Annotated in this window: 19 protein-coding genes and 1 pseudogene; 16 read left to right on the top strand and 4 right to left on the bottom strand. The window is 66.3% G+C overall.

Going from position 1 to position 17738, the window contains the following annotated elements; all coding sequences use genetic code 11:
- Positions 1–66: 66 nt before the first annotated feature.
- Both AC3A6X_RS29280 and AC3A6X_RS29275 read right to left on the bottom strand, forming a co-directional pair.
- On the bottom strand, positions 67–1137 hold the full coding sequence (locus tag AC3A6X_RS29280; protein WP_487845454.1) for an ArdC family protein: 1071 nt from the start codon (positions 1135–1137) through the stop codon (positions 67–69).
- 559 nt (positions 1138–1696) lie between these two features.
- Positions 1697–3883, bottom strand: coding sequence for a hypothetical protein (locus AC3A6X_RS29275; RefSeq protein ID WP_487845453.1), 2187 nt, complete (start codon positions 3881–3883; stop codon positions 1697–1699).
- A gap of 124 nt (positions 3884–4007) precedes the next feature.
- On the opposite strand from AC3A6X_RS29275, the gene AC3A6X_RS29270 reads away from it, so the two are divergent.
- Entirely contained in the window at positions 4008–4460 is a 453-nt protein-coding gene (locus AC3A6X_RS29270) for a cytochrome P450 (protein ID WP_487845452.1), read from the top strand.
- 61 nt (positions 4461–4521) lie between these two features.
- Here AC3A6X_RS29270 and AC3A6X_RS29265 read toward each other — a convergent pair whose 3' ends face one another.
- Complete coding sequence (locus AC3A6X_RS29265; RefSeq protein ID WP_487845451.1) at positions 4522–5514, bottom strand: isopenicillin N synthase family dioxygenase; 993 nt, start codon at positions 5512–5514, stop codon at positions 4522–4524.
- A gap of 236 nt (positions 5515–5750) precedes the next feature.
- Between AC3A6X_RS29265 and AC3A6X_RS29260 the strand changes: the two genes are divergently transcribed.
- The 13 genes and pseudogenes from AC3A6X_RS29260 to AC3A6X_RS29200 all read left to right on the top strand — a co-directional run bounded on the left by AC3A6X_RS29260 (position 5751) and on the right by AC3A6X_RS29200 (position 16074).
- The gene (locus tag AC3A6X_RS29260; protein ID WP_487845450.1) at positions 5751–6278 is read left to right on the top strand and encodes a nucleoside deaminase; all 528 of its coding nucleotides are present in this window, start codon (positions 5751–5753) and stop codon (positions 6276–6278) included.
- 76 nt (positions 6279–6354) lie between these two features.
- Positions 6355–7008 carry a TetR family transcriptional regulator C-terminal domain-containing protein gene (locus AC3A6X_RS29255; protein ID WP_487845449.1) on the top strand — a complete coding sequence of 218 codons (654 nt, stop codon included), beginning with the start codon at positions 6355–6357 and terminating at the stop codon, positions 7006–7008.
- Between the two features lie 117 nt (positions 7009–7125).
- Positions 7126–7428 (top strand): 2Fe-2S iron-sulfur cluster-binding protein, encoded by a 303-nt coding sequence (locus AC3A6X_RS29250; RefSeq protein WP_487845448.1) that lies wholly within the window; start codon positions 7126–7128, stop codon positions 7426–7428.
- A 21-nt stretch (positions 7429–7449) separates the two neighbouring features.
- A complete protein-coding gene (locus AC3A6X_RS29245; protein ID WP_487845447.1) occupies positions 7450–8037 on the top strand; it encodes an NAD(P)H-dependent oxidoreductase in 588 nt (195 codons plus the stop codon).
- Positions 8038–8046: 9 nt separating this feature from the next.
- A complete protein-coding gene (locus AC3A6X_RS29240; RefSeq protein ID WP_487845446.1) occupies positions 8047–9381 on the top strand; it encodes an amidohydrolase family protein in 1335 nt (444 codons plus the stop codon).
- Complete coding sequence (locus AC3A6X_RS29235; protein ID WP_487845445.1) at positions 9378–9848, top strand: RidA family protein; 471 nt, start codon at positions 9378–9380, stop codon at positions 9846–9848. The genes AC3A6X_RS29240 and AC3A6X_RS29235 overlap by 4 nt, the downstream gene beginning before the upstream one ends.
- Before the next feature lie 50 nt (positions 9849–9898).
- Entirely contained in the window at positions 9899–10762 is an 864-nt protein-coding gene (locus tag AC3A6X_RS29230; RefSeq protein ID WP_487845444.1) for a creatininase family protein, read from the top strand.
- A 63-nt stretch (positions 10763–10825) separates the two neighbouring features.
- Positions 10826–11551: pseudogene (locus AC3A6X_RS29225) on the top strand (ABC transporter substrate-binding protein); the annotation flags it as partial.
- 196 nt (positions 11552–11747) lie between these two features.
- Positions 11748–11834: an EspF repeat-containing protein gene (locus AC3A6X_RS29220; protein WP_487845575.1), complete on the top strand. Its 87-nt coding sequence runs from the start codon at positions 11748–11750 to the stop codon at positions 11832–11834.
- Entirely contained in the window at positions 11821–12657 is an 837-nt protein-coding gene (locus AC3A6X_RS29215) for an ABC transporter ATP-binding protein (protein WP_487845443.1), read from the top strand. Before AC3A6X_RS29220 ends, AC3A6X_RS29215 begins: the two co-directional genes overlap by 14 nt.
- Before the next feature lie 110 nt (positions 12658–12767).
- The gene (locus tag AC3A6X_RS29210; RefSeq protein ID WP_487845442.1) at positions 12768–13553 is read left to right on the top strand and encodes an ABC transporter permease; all 786 of its coding nucleotides are present in this window, start codon (positions 12768–12770) and stop codon (positions 13551–13553) included.
- A gap of 88 nt (positions 13554–13641) precedes the next feature.
- Entirely contained in the window at positions 13642–15018 is a 1377-nt protein-coding gene (locus AC3A6X_RS29205) for an FAD-binding oxidoreductase (protein WP_487845441.1), read from the top strand.
- Between the two features lie 588 nt (positions 15019–15606).
- A complete protein-coding gene (locus tag AC3A6X_RS29200; RefSeq protein WP_487845440.1) occupies positions 15607–16074 on the top strand; it encodes a cupin domain-containing protein in 468 nt (155 codons plus the stop codon).
- Between the two features lie 10 nt (positions 16075–16084).
- Here the strand turns inward: AC3A6X_RS29200 and AC3A6X_RS29195 are convergent, their stop codons facing one another.
- Entirely contained in the window at positions 16085–16612 is a 528-nt protein-coding gene (locus tag AC3A6X_RS29195; RefSeq protein WP_487845439.1) for a LysR substrate-binding domain-containing protein, read from the bottom strand.
- Here AC3A6X_RS29195 and AC3A6X_RS29190 point away from each other — a divergent pair.
- The gene (locus AC3A6X_RS29190; RefSeq protein WP_487845438.1) at positions 16611–17219 is read left to right on the top strand and encodes a dienelactone hydrolase family protein; all 609 of its coding nucleotides are present in this window, start codon (positions 16611–16613) and stop codon (positions 17217–17219) included. The genes AC3A6X_RS29195 and AC3A6X_RS29190 overlap by 2 nt on opposite strands.
- 327 nt (positions 17220–17546) lie before the next feature.
- The coding region (locus AC3A6X_RS29185; protein WP_487845437.1) for a GntR family transcriptional regulator at positions 17547–17738 on the top strand (192 nt) is incomplete at its 3' end.

Below are 17738 nucleotides of genomic sequence, written 5' to 3'. Positions count from 1 at the left end.
CGACGCAAATCGGCCGGCGCCGCGAACAATTGCAATCCGACCGAGCGTGTGCCGATCGACCGGGACTCATTCTTCCGATGGCAGTAGCGCCGCGCTGTCCAGAAGCGGCATCTCCCTGGCCAGGATGTACTCGAAGGCTTCCCCTGCGTGCCGCGCGGCCGTGAAGATCGCAGTGCGATCGTTCTTCAGCACTTGCAGCCAGCTGTCCAGGTAGGCAGCGTGGCCCTCGATGGTGGCATCGACCAGGCCGCAGTGCCCCAGCAAGAAGGCGCAGCCGAGTTCGGCCACCAATTCCTCGAACGCATACGCCGCATCTCCAAAGCGTCGGCCGAACTCTCGATTCAGCCGGCTCGGATGCCCACTGTGATGAACCAGTTCGTGCAGCGCTGTCGCGCAATAGGCTTCCCCGCTGGTGAAGCGCATGGGCCACGGCAGGCGGATTTCGTCGGGCTCAGGCAGGTACATCGCCCGCTCATAGCCATGCCGGATGGTCGCATTGCAGCCGCCCAGCAGGCGCACGGCGCGTTCCACTGGGCCACCCGGCGACTTCACCGGATCGACGCACAGGTCGACGACCTCGCACGGCAATCCATCGATCTGCGCGACGTTGAAAACCCAGAATGGCAGGCACAGCAGAACACCGCCGCCCAATCCCTGTTCCTTGCCCTCGTCCCTGCTCTCTTCCGCCCTGCCCTCCTCCTCGCGGTCGTGAACGTTCGCCGCGTGAACTGCAGCTTCATCCCTGCGCGCTCTGCGCTCAAAGTGCGCGCACATCACGCCACGCTCTCCCTTGCGCACCTGAGCCCCCAGGCTCGCCGCCTGCTTGTAGGTCAGCCAGACGTTGGACGCATAGCCCTGCTCGAAAGCCGCATCCCACAGCAGCAGCACGTTGGCACCGTGGTACGGCGCAGCGGTCTTGCCGTTGCGCGGCATGCCGCGCGAAGCGGCCCGCGTCCAGCGCTCCCGGAAAACGTTGCCGCCCTTCTCCAGCATCGCGATGATTCGGTCGGTGATGAGCTGCCGCACATCCATGCGTGCGCCAGTTCGGGCCGCGGACGACTCGTCTTCGACAGGGCCTGCTTTGGGTGAGTCCTCGGGGGGTCGTTGCTGGGCGGTGAGATCGAGAGATGCGTTCATGATGAGCTCCTGTGGGTCGACACAGGCGGGATTGCCTGCGTGACCCCGGATCACCCCGCCGCAGCGCAGCGCTCAAGGCCGCCGCAGGCGCGCGGCACGCGCCGAGCACGCGCAGCGCGCGCAGGGCCTTGAACGGGAGAACGGTGGGGTAGCGTGAGGGCACACAGGCAAGCCCTCCCCCACCCTCAGCAGCACACCCGGAAGGAGCCCGATCCAGTTTCCGCGTCAGGGATACGCAAGGCGGGCGCAGCCCGTCCCCGCCAGGGGATGAGCGCGACGGCGCGAACCTGGAGCAGCCCGGCACCGGCGTGCAGCCGGTGGACGCCCAGCCCTCAAGGTCCGCCAGGCACAAGCGATGTTGGAAGCAGCGATGCGTTGCACGTCCGCCCCCGGGGCGCCGGCGATTCGTGCTGCTCCCCCTTCGCACCCAGATTCCTCCAGACTCTCGATGCCAGGCTGTTGGTGCGCGCACGCGTCGCGACAGGTGCGGGCGCTGACCATGTGTGCCCTACCCCGTGCGCAGCGACCTCCGGCTCGCTGTGTCACCCGGCCCTCTGCGCTAGATGCCGTCCCAGACCGATTGGTTTTCGATGACCTGGACGAAGCGGTGGCAGCTAAAACCGTCGGGGTACAGCGCAGCATGGTCCGTCCCTTTGGCGATCCCGAGAAGGCCATCGGGGTCGTGAAGCCATTCGCGATCGTCGCGCAGCGCGATGAGCACCTCTTCGAGGGAGACCTTCAGGAAGCCACTGAACCTTTGGTGATCGCATTCGATGGAGGTATCGACGATCCAGCCGTGCACCTCGCGCACATGGGCGGGCAGCGCCGCGCCGAGGTCCTGAGCCAGCGTCCGTTTGCCGGCGAGATCCGTCATCACCGCATCCACCTTGCGCTTGAGCTGCCCGCCCGCCTTCCGCAGCGTCGATGTCGCATGGTGCCAGGCCTCCCGCTGCGACGACCGAAGGAACGTCGACTTCACCTCCATCACCAATACGACGCCGTCGCGAACGCACACGACGTCCACCTCTCCGGCATCGCCATGCGTGGTGCGCTCGGGCGTCCAGTTCAGACGCACCGAGAAACCCCGCGCCTCCAGTGCCCGCGCGAGGTTGGCTTCGATGCGCTCGGTCTCGGCCCTGAATTCGCCGCGCCGCTGGCCCAGTCGTCGCAGGTTGTTGATGGCCGCGGTACTGTTGTTCTGCACGCCGACGAGCCAGGGGAGTTGCACCAGGAGAGACCCGAACTTCAGAAAGGGACGCTCGAAGAGTTCGGGTTGCGATTCGTCATCTGAAGACGCGCGCACCTTCGCCGCCAACGATGGCCAATCGCTGGTCCAGAAGTCCAGGATGCGGGCAGCCATCAACGCGCTGCCTTCTGGCGCGGACGGCGTGACGGTCCATCCGAGGATGTTCGAGATCTTGGCGGCCCGGTCGGACCAGGTCAGCGGATAGCGGATCTGGAAGCCTTGGCGCATCCCGCCGTCGGCGAGCCGACGCAAGGCGACCCTCCAGTCGCCGCTCTCGCGGAGATGCGCCATGAAGGCTTCCAGGAAATCGCGCTGGAAGAAGGCCGATGTGAGTTCGAGCGACAACAAGGCCAGGAACAGGTCGACCTCGTCGCCGGCATCGGTGGTCACGGTTTCCGCAACGCCGTACACCTCGGTCAGTTGCAGGCGCGTCCGGATGGCACGGATGCAGGCCAGCCGGTTGGCTTCATGGTTCTCGGGACGTCCGATCGTCCGCGTGGCTTGCGGCGAACGCATGAACGCGTCGGCGGCGCGATAGAACCAATACGCATGGAGGCGGGCCAGCTTGCGGCCATCGCGCTCCCAGGCGGCCCGCAGACCGGCATCGACGACTTCGATCTCGAGCACGGCGCCGCGCCGGACGAACCGGATGCCGGCGTCGAAGCTGAACGCGTCAGCCGACCGCGACAAGAACTCGTTCAGTTCGATCTGCGCCTCTAGCAATGCATGGAAGGCGTCTCGCATGCCCTGTCCCCATGCCTGCGCCACACTCGATTCGCTCAGGACGGGTATCAGATGCGTCTCCAGCGACCGCGCCAGCTTGCGCTGGTCGAGATGCAGGTCCTGCGGGCGGGCCGTGCCGAGCTTCCACAGCAGGACATCGTTGATCGCGTGCCAGGCGCACTGCTCGGCCGAGATCGTGCTGTCCGGACGGTGTGGCGAAGACATGCCCGCCGGCACGAGATGCTCGAACGCGTAGAGGCTGGCCAGGACGAGCAGGTCGAAGGGCGTCGCGTCCGCAAGCTCGCGCTGCAGCCGCGTTACCTCCTCGACGCGCACGCGGTGGGCTTCTCCGAAGATGTGAAGTACGCGGCACAGCTCTGCGATGTCGCCGTGCAGGCCAGCCAAGCTTTCGAGGTCGCGACGATGCGCCGAGGCGGGGCGCAGCGCCAGTCTTGAGCGACGAGCCGCCGTGGACAGCGCGGCCGGACAGGCGACCGCGATGCGCGACAGCAGCTCGACATTCGTGATCTTCTCCTGCACGAAGTAGCGCGCCAGGGCCAGCGTCATCAGATCGGACCGCCAGAGCTCTGCCGGCAGCGCACGCCAGGCAGCACATGACCAGAAGTCGGCGTCGCGCTGCGCGGCAGTGACCTTGTGCTTTCCGCGACGCTTCGGCTTTCCGTCCAAGTAGTCAGTTGCAGCCGCTTCCGCGGCAAGCGCCAAAGAGCGCTTCGAACTGTCGCCCTGCGTGAAATAGGCCTCGTAGAAATTGGTCACATCGACGGGAGTTGCTGCCAAGGGGCCAGGGTAGGATCGTGGTGCGACCTCACCCCCATGAAGAAAAAAGCTGAGGCCGCTGGACTTCGCGGGCAATGGGCTCGTCACGACGCGCGCTCCCGCGGTGCCGCCCGAACACGCCGATTCGCAAGATCGCTCGACCGACGGGGAGCTCTCCGGAAATGTCCTGGGCATGCTTCTGGCGGGCGAAGACACGACCGCCCACACGATCGGCTCGATGTGGTTGCTGCACGAACATCCGAAGGAGTGGGAGAGCGCTCGAGCGGAAGCGGACGCGATCGTGGGCGAAGGATCGATCCCGCAGTCGCTGGAACAGCTGTCGCAGCTCGACTTCCTCGAGGCCTGCGCCAACGAAGCGATGCGACTCAAACCTGTGGCGCCGATGAATATCGTCCAGGCGCATCAAAACGTGGTGGTTGCCGATGTCGCGGTTCCGAAGGGGACATTTATCACCTGCGTGATGCGCCCAGCGGGCATGGATCCAGGTCACTTTGACGAGCCCCATGCTGAAACGGATATGCGGAGGCCGGGCCTACGGTCACAAGCTTTGGAATGACAGGCTTTCCCATGCGCAAGGCACGGGGCCAGAGCAGTGAAACCGCAGCACCTGCCCCTGTTCAATAGGCCTTGAAATTGGCCGCCACGCGCTGGTTCAGATAGTCCCCGGCTGCGATTGCCGGGTATTTGCGGCCCGGGCCTTCGATGATGGCATCCCGGTTGGCCTGCGCAAAGAATGCCATGCTGAAGCGCGGCCCCATGTATTCACCGGGCAGCGGGTTCTTCACGCGGTGGAAGTTGGAAGGCAACTGGTCATCGCTCCAGCGCATCAGCATGTCGCCGATGTTGCAGGTGATCGCCTGCTCGTCGGGCTCCACCGACGTCCAGGCCTGGCTGTCCATCTCCTTGCCCGGGCACACCTGCAGGCCCCCCTGCCCTTGCCGCTGGAACAGCAGGGTGAGGCAGTCGAAATCGGTGTGCGCGCCGGCGCGCCACAGGCCCAGGCCGTCCTGCTGCTCGGGCGGCGTTGCAAAGTAGTGCAGCAGGCGCAAGGTGCTCTGGTAGCTGGGCTGCGCCGGATCGTGCGCACGCTGAAAGAAGAAGTCATCGAAGCCCAGTTTCCATGCAAAACACGACAGCACCTGCATTGCCACTTGCCAGCACTGTCTTTCAAAGGCCAGCATGGTCGCCTTGAACCCTGCCAGTTCTTCGTCGGCGGGCCACAAGCTTTCCATGTGCGGGCGGGTGATCTGATAGGACTCCTTCTGGTCGGGTGTGCCCGTAGACGGACGCACCTGGGCACGGCTCTCCCACCCAACGTTCAGGGCCTTCTTCAAAGGGTACCGGGCCTTCACGGCATCGGGCAGCGCAAAGAAACGCTCGGTCATGGCGAAGGCCTTGCGTACATCGGCCAGCGCCATGCCGTGGTTCACGATCTGGAAGAAGCCTACATCGACGGCGGCATCCCAAAGTTGGTTGGCGATGTCGGTCCTGCGCTGCGCGAAGTCCGAGAGGTCGATGCGGCGTATCTCGCGGTTGCTGGTTTCCGAGCCCATGGCGCCCATGCGCGTTTCTTTCTGCAGCTCGGTCAGGTCATAGGTGGCAGTGGTCATGCGGTTCTCCTGAAGTCATGGTGCGGGCTTCAAGAGCAATTTCCGGCTGCCCGCGCCACCATGCACAAGGACATGAAGGCTGCGCAGTGAACGCTTCTACTCTTGCCACAGATCAATGCAAGAAGAGTGCCCGGGCATGCCAAATGCATTGCGGCCGGCATCCGCAGTGGCGGGCATGCAGCCGCCTGGCGTTGAACAACGAAACCTGCCCATCGCACGACCGACAAAGACCCCCCATGCACGCCCTCATGACTGCATCCCCCGCACCGCTCGAAGAAGCGACGCTCGTCGATGGCACCGATGGCACCTACCTGCGCCAGGCCATCGCCTGGTCCCGCACGGCACGCGCGCGCGGCAACCGTCCGTTTGGCGCTGTGGTGATTGGCGCCGACGGCGAATTGCTCGCCGAGGCCTACTGCAACACCACCGAAACGGGTGACTGCACAGGCCATGCCGAAACCAATGCCGTGCGCCAGCTCAGCCCGCGCGTCGGCCGCGAAGCACTGGCCCAGGCCACGCTGTACTCGTCGGCCGAGCCGTGCGTGATGTGTGCGGGCGCCATTTTCTGGTCGGGCATCGGGCGTGTGGTGTTTGGCATCGATGCCGTGCGCCTGCGCGTGTTCCGCGGCGAGCGGGCCGAGCAGCGCGATGCAGCGCTGTCCTGCCGCGACGTATTCGCGGCATCCCCCCATCCCATCGAGTGCATCGGGCCTGCGATGATCGAGGAGGCGAGTGCGCCTCATGTCGGATTCTGGATAGTGTGAGGCGCCCATCCAGGCCGCTAGCGGCAGAATCGGCAACCTCCCTCACGTCTCCCTCACCACTGTGCCCGTCCAGTCCATGTCCGAATCTGAAATCGATGCCCCGTCCGGCGCACTGAGTCGCGCCAAGCAGGGGCGCGAGCGCATCCTGGGCGCCATCCGGGAAGCGGCCATTGCCGAGTTCAGCCGCCATGGATTCAAGGGCGCGTCGACCAAAGCCATTGCCGAACGCGCGGGCCTGACCAAACCCCAGTTGCACTACTACATCAGCAGCAAGGAAGAGCTCTATGAAGAACTGCTGTACTCCGTGCTCAACGGCTGGTCGGGGGCCTTCATCTTCGACAGCAACAGTGACGACCCAAAGAAGGTGCTGAGCAGCTACGTGCGCAAGAAGCTGGACTACGCGTTGGACAACCCGGGCCTGTCGCGCATCTTCACCACCGAGGTGCTGGGCGGCGGGCGCAACCTGGGCAAGTACTGGCCGGTGGCCGTGAAGTCCACCCAGCAGAAGGTCGACCTGATCAACCGCTGGATCGCCGAAGGCCGCATGCGCGCGGTGGATGCCAAGGTCCTGCTCATGCAGATCTGGGGCATGACGCAGCACTACGCCGACTACGGCGTGCAAGTGCACATCATGCTGGGCCTGGCGCCCGATGAACCCATCGACCGTGAGCACATCGTGCGGGAACTCACCACTTTTGTGCTGCTGGGCTGCGGCCTCGCACCAGATTAAGCCACCCCCGCGGTTTCTAGATGGCCTGAAGTGCCTCCGTAGACCCAAACCATGGCCAGGCAACGCTGGCACAGCCCTTGCATAGTTTGACCAATCGATCAAATCGAATGGTCAAAGATGCAGACTTCTCCCACGACAACCCTACTGCCAGCCGCCGACCAGGCCTTTGAACTCGTGCTCGCGCGCAGCCAGCTGCGGCTGCCCGTAGAGCCCGGCGAAAGCATGGCCGACGTGCTGCAACTCGCCGGCGTGGCCATCGACACCCTGTGCGAACAAGGCGTGTGCGGCACCTGCGTCACGCGCTGGCTCGACGGCGAGCCCGACCACCGCGACAGCTGCCTGAGTGCCGACGAGCGGCTGACCCATGTGGCCGTGTGCTGCGCGCGCAGCCATGTCCCGACACTCACGCTCGACCTCTGACTCCGTTTGGCAGGCGTCCGCATGCGCATCCTCGTGATCTATTGCCACCCGGTGGAGACCAGCTACAACGCGGCCCTGCATGCCGAGGTGGTGCGCAACCTGCGCGCGGCGGGCCATGAGGTGGACGACTGCGACCTGTATGCCGAGGACTTCAACCCCGTGCTGAGCCGCGAGGAGCGCCTGGGCTACCACGAGGTGCCGAACAACCGGCTGCCGGTCCAGGGCTATGTGGACCGCCTGCTGTGCGCCGAGGCCGTGGTGTTCTGCTTTCCTACATGGTGCTTCGGCATGCCGGCCATGCTCAAGGGCTTTTTCGACCGCGTGCTGATGCCGGGCGTGGCCTTCGACATCAGCGACCCGCACCACGTGAAGCCCTCGCTCACGCACATCAAGCGCATCTCGGCCGTGGTCACCTATGGCCGCCCGCGCTGGACGGCCCTGCTCATGGGCGACCCGCCGCGCAAGTCCGTCACGCGCTACATGCGCCTGCTCACGGGCGGCAAGGCCCGCGTGGACTACCACGCCTGCTACCACATGAACGTGGCCACGCCCCCGCGCCTGCAAGCCTTCAAGGCCCGCGTCGGCCAGGCCATGGCGCGCTTTGCCTGAGGAACCGGCATGCACGCATCCGACGCTCCCGAGCACATCGTGCGCGCCCGCCTGCCCGGCTGGCTGCTGCCCCGGCAGTGGCCCTCCAGCGGGGGCCAGCCAGCGCTGGCCGATCTGCACAGCGCCCAGGGCCGCATGCAGGGCATGGTCCCGCACGACCCGGCGCGCGCCCTGCCCGCGGGCGCCACCTGGGACGTGGGTGGCGCCCTGGTCCTGCCGGGCCTGGTGGACGCCCACACGCACCTGGACAAGGCCTTCACCCTGCCGCGCATGGGCACGGTGAAGCCCGGACTGATGGGCGCCATCGAAGCCATGATGGTGGACCGCCAGGACTGGACGGAGGCCGACATCCGCGCCCGCGCCAGCCGCGCACTGCAATGGGCCTATGACGCCGGCGTGGTGCAACTGCGCACGCACTGCGACTGGTGGGAGCCAGAGGCCCAGCCCTTGGCCTGGACCGTACTGCGCGAGCTCGCGCAGGAATGGACCGGCCGCATCATGCTGGAGCGCGTGGGCCTGATCCCGCTGCACCTGTACGCCGAGCGCAGCACCGCCATGCACCTGGCATGCACCGTGGCAAAAAGCGGGCCCGGCGCCCTGCTGGGCGGTTTCGTGCACTCGACGAACTGGAACCCGCAGGCCCTGCGCCACCTGTTCGAGGCCGCGCAGCACCACAACCTGAACGTGGACCTGCACGTGGACGAGGAACTGCACCCCGGCGCGCGGGGCCTGGCCACCACGGCCGCGCTGCTGCAGGCGCTGCGCTTCGAAGGCCACGTGGTCTGCGGCCACGCCTGTGCGCTGGCCGCGCAGGACGAGGCCACGGCGATGGCCACCCTCGATGCGGTGGCGCGCAGCCCCATCACCCTGGTCAGCCTGCCCGTCACCAACCTCCTGCTGCAGGACGCCACCACCGGCCGAACGCCGCGCCGGCGCGGTCTCACCCTGGTCAAGGAAGCGCATGCGCGTGGCATCCCGGTCCTGGTGGCCAGCGACAACGTGCAGGACCCTTTTTGCCCGGTGGGCAGCTTCGATCCGCTCGAAGCCCTGGCTTGCGGCGTGCTCGCCGCGCAGCTCGAAGCGCCGTTCGACCGCTGGTCCGAATCGCTGTGCCGCACCGACTGGCTGCGCCGCGGCCCGGACGCGCTGCCGCTGCAGCCCGGCAGTGCGTGCGACCTGATCGTGTTCAACCAGGCGGACGGCTGGGGCTTTCCTTCGCGCACGCAGCCCCGCGTGGTGCTGCGCCAGGGCCGGGTGGCCAGTGGCCATGCCAGCGCTGCATGGCACGTGGCTGACACCCACCCCACCACCCCGATCGACACCCCTGCAAGAAGCATCGCATGAGCACCCTCGCACCCACGACCCCGGGCATTGCCCAGCCCCTGGCCCGCTACGCCGCGTGGCGACGCGCGGGGGACATGGTGTTCCTGTCCGGGATCATTGCGGTCGACCCGGCGGCCAGCCTCGTCGTGCGCGGCTATGCCGACATTCCCGACGAGGCAGCCACGCTGATCGGCCGCACGGGCGAGTTCAGCAGCGACATCAAGGAGGGGCCCATCCTCGCCCAGAGCTGGTATGTGCTGGACCGCATCCGCCAGACCATCGAGGCGGCTGGCGGGCAGATGTCGGACGTGATCAAGCTGGTGCAGTACTTCAAGAACCTGGACCACTTTCCCCAGTACAGCCGGGTGCGCAAGCTGTTCTTTCCGGGCGAAGCACCGGCCTCCACCGTGGTGGAGGTGACCGGCATGCTGCCCACGCCCGACATCCTCATCGAGGTGGAAGCCACCGCCTGGCTGCCGCAGCGCTGACCGCGCCGCCCCCTTCCCGCATCGCATCCCCTTCAAGAAAGACCCGCCCCATGCTGCACGGCTACAACCCGCCCCACCGCTACCTGCCCTACCTGAGCTGGACCGAGATCGTCGACCTGCCGGACAAGGAGAACACCGTCATCGTGTTGCCGACCGGCGCCACCGAGCAGCACGGCCCTCACCTGCCCTGCGCGGTGGACACGGTGATCAGCGCGGGCGTGGTGGGCCATGCGCTGGCCCGCCTGCCGGCGGAGGTGCCGGCCTTTGCCATGGCCCCCATCACCTACGGCAAGTCGGAGGAGCACCTGCACTTTCCGGGCACCGTCACCCTGAGCGGCGAGACCCTGCTGGCCACCATGAACGAGGTGGGCGAGTCCGTGTACCGCGCGGGGTTTCGCAAGCTGCTGTTCGTCAACGGCCATGGCGGCCAGCCGCAGGTGATGGAGATGTGCGCCCGCGAACTGCGCCTGCGCCATGGCGACTTCATCGTGGTGCCCAGCTTCACCTGGCGCGTGCCGCACGTCGCGGGCCGATACCTGTCGGACAAGGAAAAGAAGCTGGCCATGCACGCAGGCCATGCCGAGACGGCGCTGATGCTGGCGCTGGCGCCCGACACCGTGCACATGGAGCGCGCGGTGGTCAACTACCCGCCCGTCTTCGAGTCGCCCCTGCTCTCGCCCGATGGCCGGCCCGCCTGCGCCTGGAGCGCGCGCGACTTCGGGCCGAGCGGAATCATCGGCGACCCGCTGCCCGCCACGGCCGAGCAGGGCCACGCCATCCTCGATTCGCTGGCCGTGAGCTGGGCCGCCGCCATCACCGAGCTGCACCACCTGCAGTGGGCCGCACGCCCCGAGCCCACCTGGGGCCGTGCCAACCACACGGGCCACGTCGAGCGCTCGTCCGAACTGGCCTGAAAACTGCCCACCGCCTGCAAGCCACTTTCATTTCCTCTCCAACCACCCCACCGGAGCCTTGCCATGATGAAGACTGCCTCCCGCCTTTCCAAACTTGGTGCAGCCGTGCTGCTCGGTCTTGGTGCCATGGGCGCGGCCCACGCACAGGAAAAGTTCACCTACATGACCAACTGGTACGCACAGGCCGAGCATGGCGGCTTCTACCAGGCTGTTGCCACGGGCCTGTACAAGAAGTACGGCCTGGACGTGACCATCAAGATGGGGGGCCCGCAGGTCAACATCGTCCAGATGATGGCGGCCGGCCAGGCCGAGTGCGTGATGGGCTCCAGCGACCTGCAGATGATCCAGATGCGTGAAGGAGGCGTGCCCGTGGTGAACGTCGCGGCCGTGTTCCAGAAAGACCCGCAGGTAATCATCGCCCACGACGACGTGAAGAAGTTCGAGGACCTCAAGGGCAAGACCATCCTGATCGCCTCGTCGGCCCAGCGCGGCTACTGGCCCTGGCTGAAGGCCAAGTACGGCTTCACCGATGCGCAGACCCGCCCCTACACCTTCAACATCCAGCCCTTCGTGGCCGACAAGAACACGGCCCAGCAGGGCTACCTGACGTCCGAGCCCTTTGCCATTGCCAAGGCGGGCGTGAAGGCCAACACGCTGATGTTCAGCGACCAGGGCTACCCCGCCTACGCCACCACGATCTCGTGCATGGAAAAGACCGTCAAGGAGCGCAATGCCGCCGTGGCCTCGTTCGTGAAGGCGTCGATGGAAGGCTGGAAGAGCTACCTGGCCGACCCGGCTCCCGCCAATGCCCTCATCAAGAAGGACAACCCCAACATGACCGACGAGCAGCTGGCCTACAGCGTGGCCAAGCTCAAGGAAATGGGCATGGCCACCGGGGGCGACGCCGCCACCATGGGCATCGGCATCATGACCGACGCCCGCGCCAAGGCGAGCTACGAGTTCCTGGTGGAGGCCAAGCTGATCGATCCCGCCAAGGTCAAACTGGCCGACACCTACACCACCAGCTTCGTCAAGGACCTCAAGGTTCTGCCTTGACCATGAGCCCCGCTGACACCCCGCCCCTGGCACCGAGCCCTCACGCAGCATCACCCACACCGGCTGTGGAGGTGCTGTCTGCCGAGAAGACCTACCCCAATGGAACGCAGGCCCTGCTGCCCGTGGACCTGAGCATCGGGGAAGGAGAGTTCGTCACCCTGCTGGGCCCGTCCGGCTGCGGCAAGAGCACCTTGCTCAAGATGGTGGCGGGCCTGCTGGAGCCGACCGACGGCCTGCTGCACCTGTGGCGCAAGCCGGTGGCGCGGATGGACGAAAGCGGCAAGAAGATGGCCTTCGTCTTCCAGTCGCCCACGCTCATGCCGTGGGCCAGCGTGCAGACCAATGTGCGCCTCCCGCTGGACCTGGCCGGCGTTCCGCGCCGGCAGGCCGATGCGCAAGTGGCAGAGGCGCTGGCGTTGGTGGGGCTGTCGAAGTTTGCGACCGCCCTGCCACGCGCCCTGTCGGGCGGCATGCAGATGCGCGTGTCGATCGCGCGCGGCCTGGTCACCCAGCCCGACTTGCTGCTCATGGACGAGCCCTTTGGCGCACTCGACGAGATCACGCGCCACAAGCTCGATGCCGACCTGCTCGACCTGTGGCGCAAGAAAAAGCTCACCGTGATCTTCGTGACGCACTCGATCCACGAGGCCGTGTTCCTATCCAGCCGCGTGGTCATGATGGCTGCACGCCCGGGCCGTGTGGTCGAAGACTTCCGCATCGACGCCCCCTACCCCCGCACGGCCGACTTCATGGTGTCGCCCGAATTCAGCCGCTACGCCAAGCGACTGCAAGACAGCCTGCTGCGCGCCAGCGCCGACACCGAGGAGGCCCTCGCATGAGCACGCCATTTCCAACCGCTCCCGTGGCCGCACCCATCGCTGCGCGCAGCGCACAGCCCACCCGCGCACCGGCCGCACCCAGGGCAGTAGCACGGCGGCGCACACCTCTCATGGCGCAGCCACGCGTGCAGCGCGTGGTCTATCCGCTGCTTGTCGGCCTGGTGCTGATCGCACTGTGGCAGGGGCTGGTCACCGGGCTGGAGCTGCCGCCCTACCTGGTGCCATCGCCCCTGCTGATGATGAAGACCCTGTTCACCGACTGGGCCGCCCTGGGCGCCTCGCTCTGGGTCACCGTCAAGATCACGGTGCTGGCCTTTGGCGTGGCCACGGTGGCAGGGGTGTTGATCTCGTTCCTGTTCGTGCAGAGCAAGCGCATCGAGACCGCTCTGTTCCCCTACGCCGTGCTGCTGCAGGTCACGCCCATCGTGGCCGTGGCGCCGCTCATCATCATCTGGGTCAAGGATCCGACGGCCTCCATGGTGATCTGCGCCGCGCTGGTGGCCCTGTTCCCCATCATCAGCAACACCACGCTGGGCCTGCGCAGTGTGGAACCCGACCTGCAAAGCTATTTCAAGCTCAACCGCGCCACACGGCTGCAGACGCTGCTGCGCCTGCGCATCCCGAGCGCGCTGCCCTATTTCTTCGGCGGGCTGCGCATCTCCAGTGGCCTGGCATTGATCGGCGCCGTGGTGGCCGAGTTCGTCGCAGGCACGGGTGGCACGGGCGCAGGCCTGGCCTACCAGATCCTGCAGGCCGGCTTCCAGCTCAACATCCCGCGCATGTTTGCCGCCCTGTTGCTGATCTCGCTCACCGGTGTCGCGCTGTTCGTGCTGATGGCCTGGCTCACACGGCTGGCGCTGGGCGGCTGGCATGCCAGCGAGAACTCACACGACTAGACCCCTGTCCCTCCCCACGCCTGAACATCGCCTGCGGCCGATGGGGGACTCCTTCGCCTTGATCGCCCTCCCCACAGGAGATAGCACCATGACCCCTACCGCCCACCAATTGCCCGACCTGCTGCGTGACCTGGACTGGATTGCCGACCCGCTGCGCGTAGGCCGGCTTTCGCAGGACTTCGCCTGGTTCAGCCCCGTGCTCAAGCGCGACCTGGCGGGCAAGCGCGGTGACATCGCCGTGCGCCCGCGCACCGAAGACGAGATCCTCAGCGTGGTGGCCGCCTGCGCCCGCGCCAGTATTCCCATCACGGTGCGCGGCAGCGGCACAGGCAACTACGGGCAAAGCACACCGCTGCACGGCGGCGTCATCCTGGACCTGAGCGGCTACAACGGCTTCGGCTGGGTGTGCGGCGGCGTGGGCCGTGCGCAGGCCGGTATCCGGCTCGCAGACTTCGACGCACAGGCCAGGCCACTGGGCCAGGAGTTGCGCTGGCTACCCTCCACCTACCGCAGCGCCACGCTGGGGGGACTGTTCGGTGGCGGCTTTGGCGGCGCGGGCTCCATCAACCACGGACCGCTGGCAGCCCCCGGCAACGTGCTGGCCGTGCGCGCCATGACTGTGGAGGCCGAGCCCCAGATCGTGGAGCTGCGCGGCCCCGAAGCCATGCTGCTGCACCATACCTACGGCACCAACGGCATCGTGCTGGAACTGGAGGTCGCACTCACGCCCGCCGTGGCATGGACCGAGTGCATTGCCACATTCGCGCAGTTCGATGCGGCGCTGGAGTTCGCCGACCGATTCGGCAGTGCGCCGGGCCTTGAGAAAAAAGAGGTCTGCTTTCTCGCCGCCCCCATTCCGGACTACTTCACCAGCCTGGCCGAGCACCTGCCCCCCGGCTGCCATGCCGTGATGGTGCTGGTGGCACCGCACTCCGAGGCGGGCATGCGCGACATGGTCGCCCGGCACGGTGGCCAGGTCACCTACTGCAAGACCGCGGACCAGGTGGAAAAAAGCCGCAAGACGCTCATCGAATACACCTGGAACCACACCACGCTCCATGCGCTGAAGGTGGACAAGGGGCTCACCTACATCCAGAGCGGGTTTGACCCCATGCGCAAGCTCGAGCAGGCCAAGGCTCTGGAAGCCGCGCTGAAGGGTGAGGTGATGATGCACCTGGAGTTCCTGCGCACCAAGGAAGGCGCGTTCAACTGCAGCGGCCTGCAGATCATCCGCTACACCACGGAAGAACGCCTGAACCAGATCATGCAGATCTACCGCGACCACGGCGTGCAGATCAACAACCCCCACGTGTACATCGTGGAAGACGGCAAGCAGAACAACCTGGATCCCGCCGTGGTGCGCGTCAAGCGCCGCTTCGATCCTCTGGGCCTGCTCAACCCTGGAAAGCTGCGCAGCTGGGTGCCCCCTGCCACGACAGCAGAATCTGTAGCCCAGACTGCGTAGCCGAGTACGTCCTGCGGCCCTCAGAAGGCGGTCATCGGCCGCTCGCAATCGCGCCGCCACAATCGAGGGCGGGATGACCTGCCCTCGAGGAACTCGCCCACGAACACGACCTCGAGATCCGCACCCTATCCGACGAGGCCCTGGCCTGCGGCGATCCGGCGATGACCTGGGCCTAGGTGCCGGGCGATCCGCCCGTCTGGGGTACGGCGCAGGCCTCGCTCTGTGTCGACCTGATGGTGCTGGGCCAGCATGACCCCGAAGACCCGCTGACGTGGGACGTGCCGAGGGACTTCGTGGAATCTGTCGTGATTGAAAGCGGTAAGCCGGCCCTGGTGATTCCCGATGACGCTGCCGTTGCTGATGGCGCATTGATAACGGGTGGCATCATGTCCGCTGTCATCAACGTCGGCGATCGGGAGTCCGGCAGGCATGCGCTCTTCGCGCGCGCCCCTGCGCCTGCCCTGCCGGCTCCACGCCCATCAAGATCGCGCATGTGCCCATTCCTTCCAACGGATGGCGCCGCTGCGGGCGCAATCCTAAGATCGTCTCCGCTTATTGCACTTAGGAGACCGACTGAAAGAGTACCGCATGCGGATCGACGACTACACGCCCGAGCAGATGGACAAGCGCGTGGCGCGCTTCGACAAGCTCAAGTATCCGCCGACCCGCTATCACGACAGCCAGCTGCCGGGACACGCGCGCAAGAACTACCTCGTTGTGGGCACTGGCCTGATCGCCGAAGGCGCCACCGACCCATGGTCGGCCATTCCGGTTGCGGAGGGCTTCCAGATGTCGTACATCAAGGCCGTGCCCGGCAACGGCCCCATGCTGCACAACCACGACACCAATGAAACATTCATCTGCCTGGAGGGCAAGTGGAAGGTGATCTGGGGCCGCCACCAGGAAAACTCGGTGTTGCTGGACAAGTACGACGTCTGCTCGGTGCCGCCCTTCGTGCCGCGCCGCTTCGAATGCGTCGAGCCCCAGGCGGGCCATGAGGAAGGACTGCTGCAGTCCATCGAGTCCGGCGACCGCGCCGAGGTCGAGTGGGTCTGACCCGACTGGCCTAACCGGCCGTCGCGGTACCGCCCGCCGCGGCCAGTTCCTCCGCCACCGATCGCACGAGCTGGCGAAGCCACTTGTGCGAGGGGTTCTGCTGCATCCGCTCGTGCCAGTACATGCGGATGCGGACGTCGTCCAGCGGCACCGGCGGCGGCAGCATCTTCAATCCCAACAGAGGCGCGAACACCCGCGCGATCCCCTCCGGCACCGTGGCCAGGAAGTCGGTGCGCGACACTACCGCCGGCACCGCGATCGCCGAAGGCAGCCAGACGCCGACGCTGCGCTGCCGCTTCACCTCTTCGAGCGCCGCCTCGACGGCCGCCTCGATCGACGAGCCGCCCCGTCCGAGCTTGTGGCACGCATGGGGCCAGTGCAGGAAGTCCTCCAGCGTCAGCCTGCCGCCCACGGGATGGGATCCCGATGCGATCACCGTCAGCTTCTGGCTCCACAGCGCACTGGAGCGCAGGCCTTCGAGGGAGGTTCGCGGTGAATTCCGGGCGCTCTGGGCCGAGGGCGGCTCGGTAGAGCCCATGGTTGCCGATTGGCGCGCGACGCTGGACGAACTGTGCCGCATGCCCGAGGTCGATTCCGCGGCGATCGGCTGGTACGGCATTTCGATGGGCACGGCGTACAGGCTGCCCTTCGTGGCAGCCGAGCCCCGCATCCGGGCCGCGGTGCTGGGCATGTGGGGCACCAGCCGGGTCAACAGCCGGCGCCTGGTGGACGACGCCCGCCGCGTGTCGGTTCCGGTCCTGTTCCAGCAGAAGCAGGACGACGAGTTCTTTACGCCCGACGGACAGGTGGAGATTTACGAAGCGCTGGCGAGCCCGGAGAAACAGCTGGCCGTGTACCAGGGCGGGCACGTTGACCCAGCGGGGTTGCAGTTGTTCGATTTGATCGCGTTCCTCACGACGCGACTGCAGCCGAAAGAAGGACCAAGGCTTTCATGCAGGACCGGAATGACAGCTCCCTGGAAGCGCGGTGGGCTTTGCAACAGGAAATCGCTTGGCCCATCCCGCGGCTGGCTTGCGACGAGGCGTCTTTGCTCACAGTTGCAGACTATCCCTTTACCACCGTGCGCGCTTAACGCTGCAGGCATCCCAGTGATTTGCGGCGCGATCTCACCTTCTACGGTTTGATCGCGCTCCACGCCAAGGAGGCTGCGCGAGTGCCGGTTCGAAAGCAGGCCGTAGTCGACCATGCAGCGGCGAGTACGGGCCAGCCTAGGGGAACCACGCCGGCGGGCCGACTCCGGCTCGTCGCCAGGCGTCGAAGGTCGGTCCAACTGCATCCGGGCCAGAAGGCGCGAGATGGGTCACGTGCTCCTTGCCTATCGGCTAGCGATCTCAAACAACCTCATGACGGCAACCAGGGTATTCACCTAGTAAGAAGCACTGGCGTACCGCCGCGTGCCGGTCTTATGATGCGTACACCGTGTATACACACAGTCCACACCAAGTCCACACATGCTGACTCTCAAGAACGAAGACCTGGCGACGCATGCCTACCAGAAGGTGCGCGAGGCGATCCTTCAGGGGGAATTCGCGCCAGGGGTGCCGCTGTTCGAGGTGCATTTGGCGACCCGGATGGGCATGAGCCGCACACCGGTGCGCGAGGCCCTGAAAGTGCTGGCGCGGGACGGCTTCGTGCAGGTTGTG

The organism is Variovorax sp. Soil_C_12 (assembly GCF_057657375.1).
The sequence above is the reverse complement of the archived record's forward strand: the minus strand, read 5'-3'. Positions and strand labels throughout refer to the sequence as shown.

Bases quoted from the DNA above. Each gene is read 5' to 3' on its own strand.
- AC3A6X_RS29280 (WP_487845454.1), bottom strand. From the start codon at position 1,137: ATGAACGCATCTCTCGATCTCACCGCCCAGCAACGACCCCCCGAGGAC.
- AC3A6X_RS29265 (WP_487845451.1), bottom strand. From the start codon at position 5,514: ATGACCACTGCCACCTATGACCTGACCGAGCTGCAGAAAGAAACGCGC.
- AC3A6X_RS29260 (WP_487845450.1), top strand. From the start codon at position 5,751: ATGCACGCCCTCATGACTGCATCCCCCGCACCGCTCGAAGAAGCGACG.
- AC3A6X_RS29255 (WP_487845449.1), top strand. From the start codon at position 6,355: ATGTCCGAATCTGAAATCGATGCCCCGTCCGGCGCACTGAGTCGCGCC.
- AC3A6X_RS29250 (WP_487845448.1), top strand. From the start codon at position 7,126: ATGCAGACTTCTCCCACGACAACCCTACTGCCAGCCGCCGACCAGGCC.
- AC3A6X_RS29245 (WP_487845447.1), top strand. From the start codon at position 7,450: ATGCGCATCCTCGTGATCTATTGCCACCCGGTGGAGACCAGCTACAAC.
- AC3A6X_RS29240 (WP_487845446.1), top strand. From the start codon at position 8,047: ATGCACGCATCCGACGCTCCCGAGCACATCGTGCGCGCCCGCCTGCCC.
- AC3A6X_RS29235 (WP_487845445.1), top strand. From the start codon at position 9,378: ATGAGCACCCTCGCACCCACGACCCCGGGCATTGCCCAGCCCCTGGCC.
- AC3A6X_RS29230 (WP_487845444.1), top strand. From the start codon at position 9,899: ATGCTGCACGGCTACAACCCGCCCCACCGCTACCTGCCCTACCTGAGC.
- AC3A6X_RS29215 (WP_487845443.1), top strand. From the start codon at position 11,821: ATGAGCCCCGCTGACACCCCGCCCCTGGCACCGAGCCCTCACGCAGCA.
- AC3A6X_RS29210 (WP_487845442.1), top strand. From the start codon at position 12,768: ATGGCGCAGCCACGCGTGCAGCGCGTGGTCTATCCGCTGCTTGTCGGC.
- AC3A6X_RS29205 (WP_487845441.1), top strand. From the start codon at position 13,642: ATGACCCCTACCGCCCACCAATTGCCCGACCTGCTGCGTGACCTGGAC.
- AC3A6X_RS29200 (WP_487845440.1), top strand. From the start codon at position 15,607: ATGCGGATCGACGACTACACGCCCGAGCAGATGGACAAGCGCGTGGCG.
- AC3A6X_RS29190 (WP_487845438.1), top strand. From the start codon at position 16,611: ATGGTTGCCGATTGGCGCGCGACGCTGGACGAACTGTGCCGCATGCCC.
- AC3A6X_RS29195 (WP_487845439.1), bottom strand. From the start codon at position 16,612: ATGGGCTCTACCGAGCCGCCCTCGGCCCAGAGCGCCCGGAATTCACCG.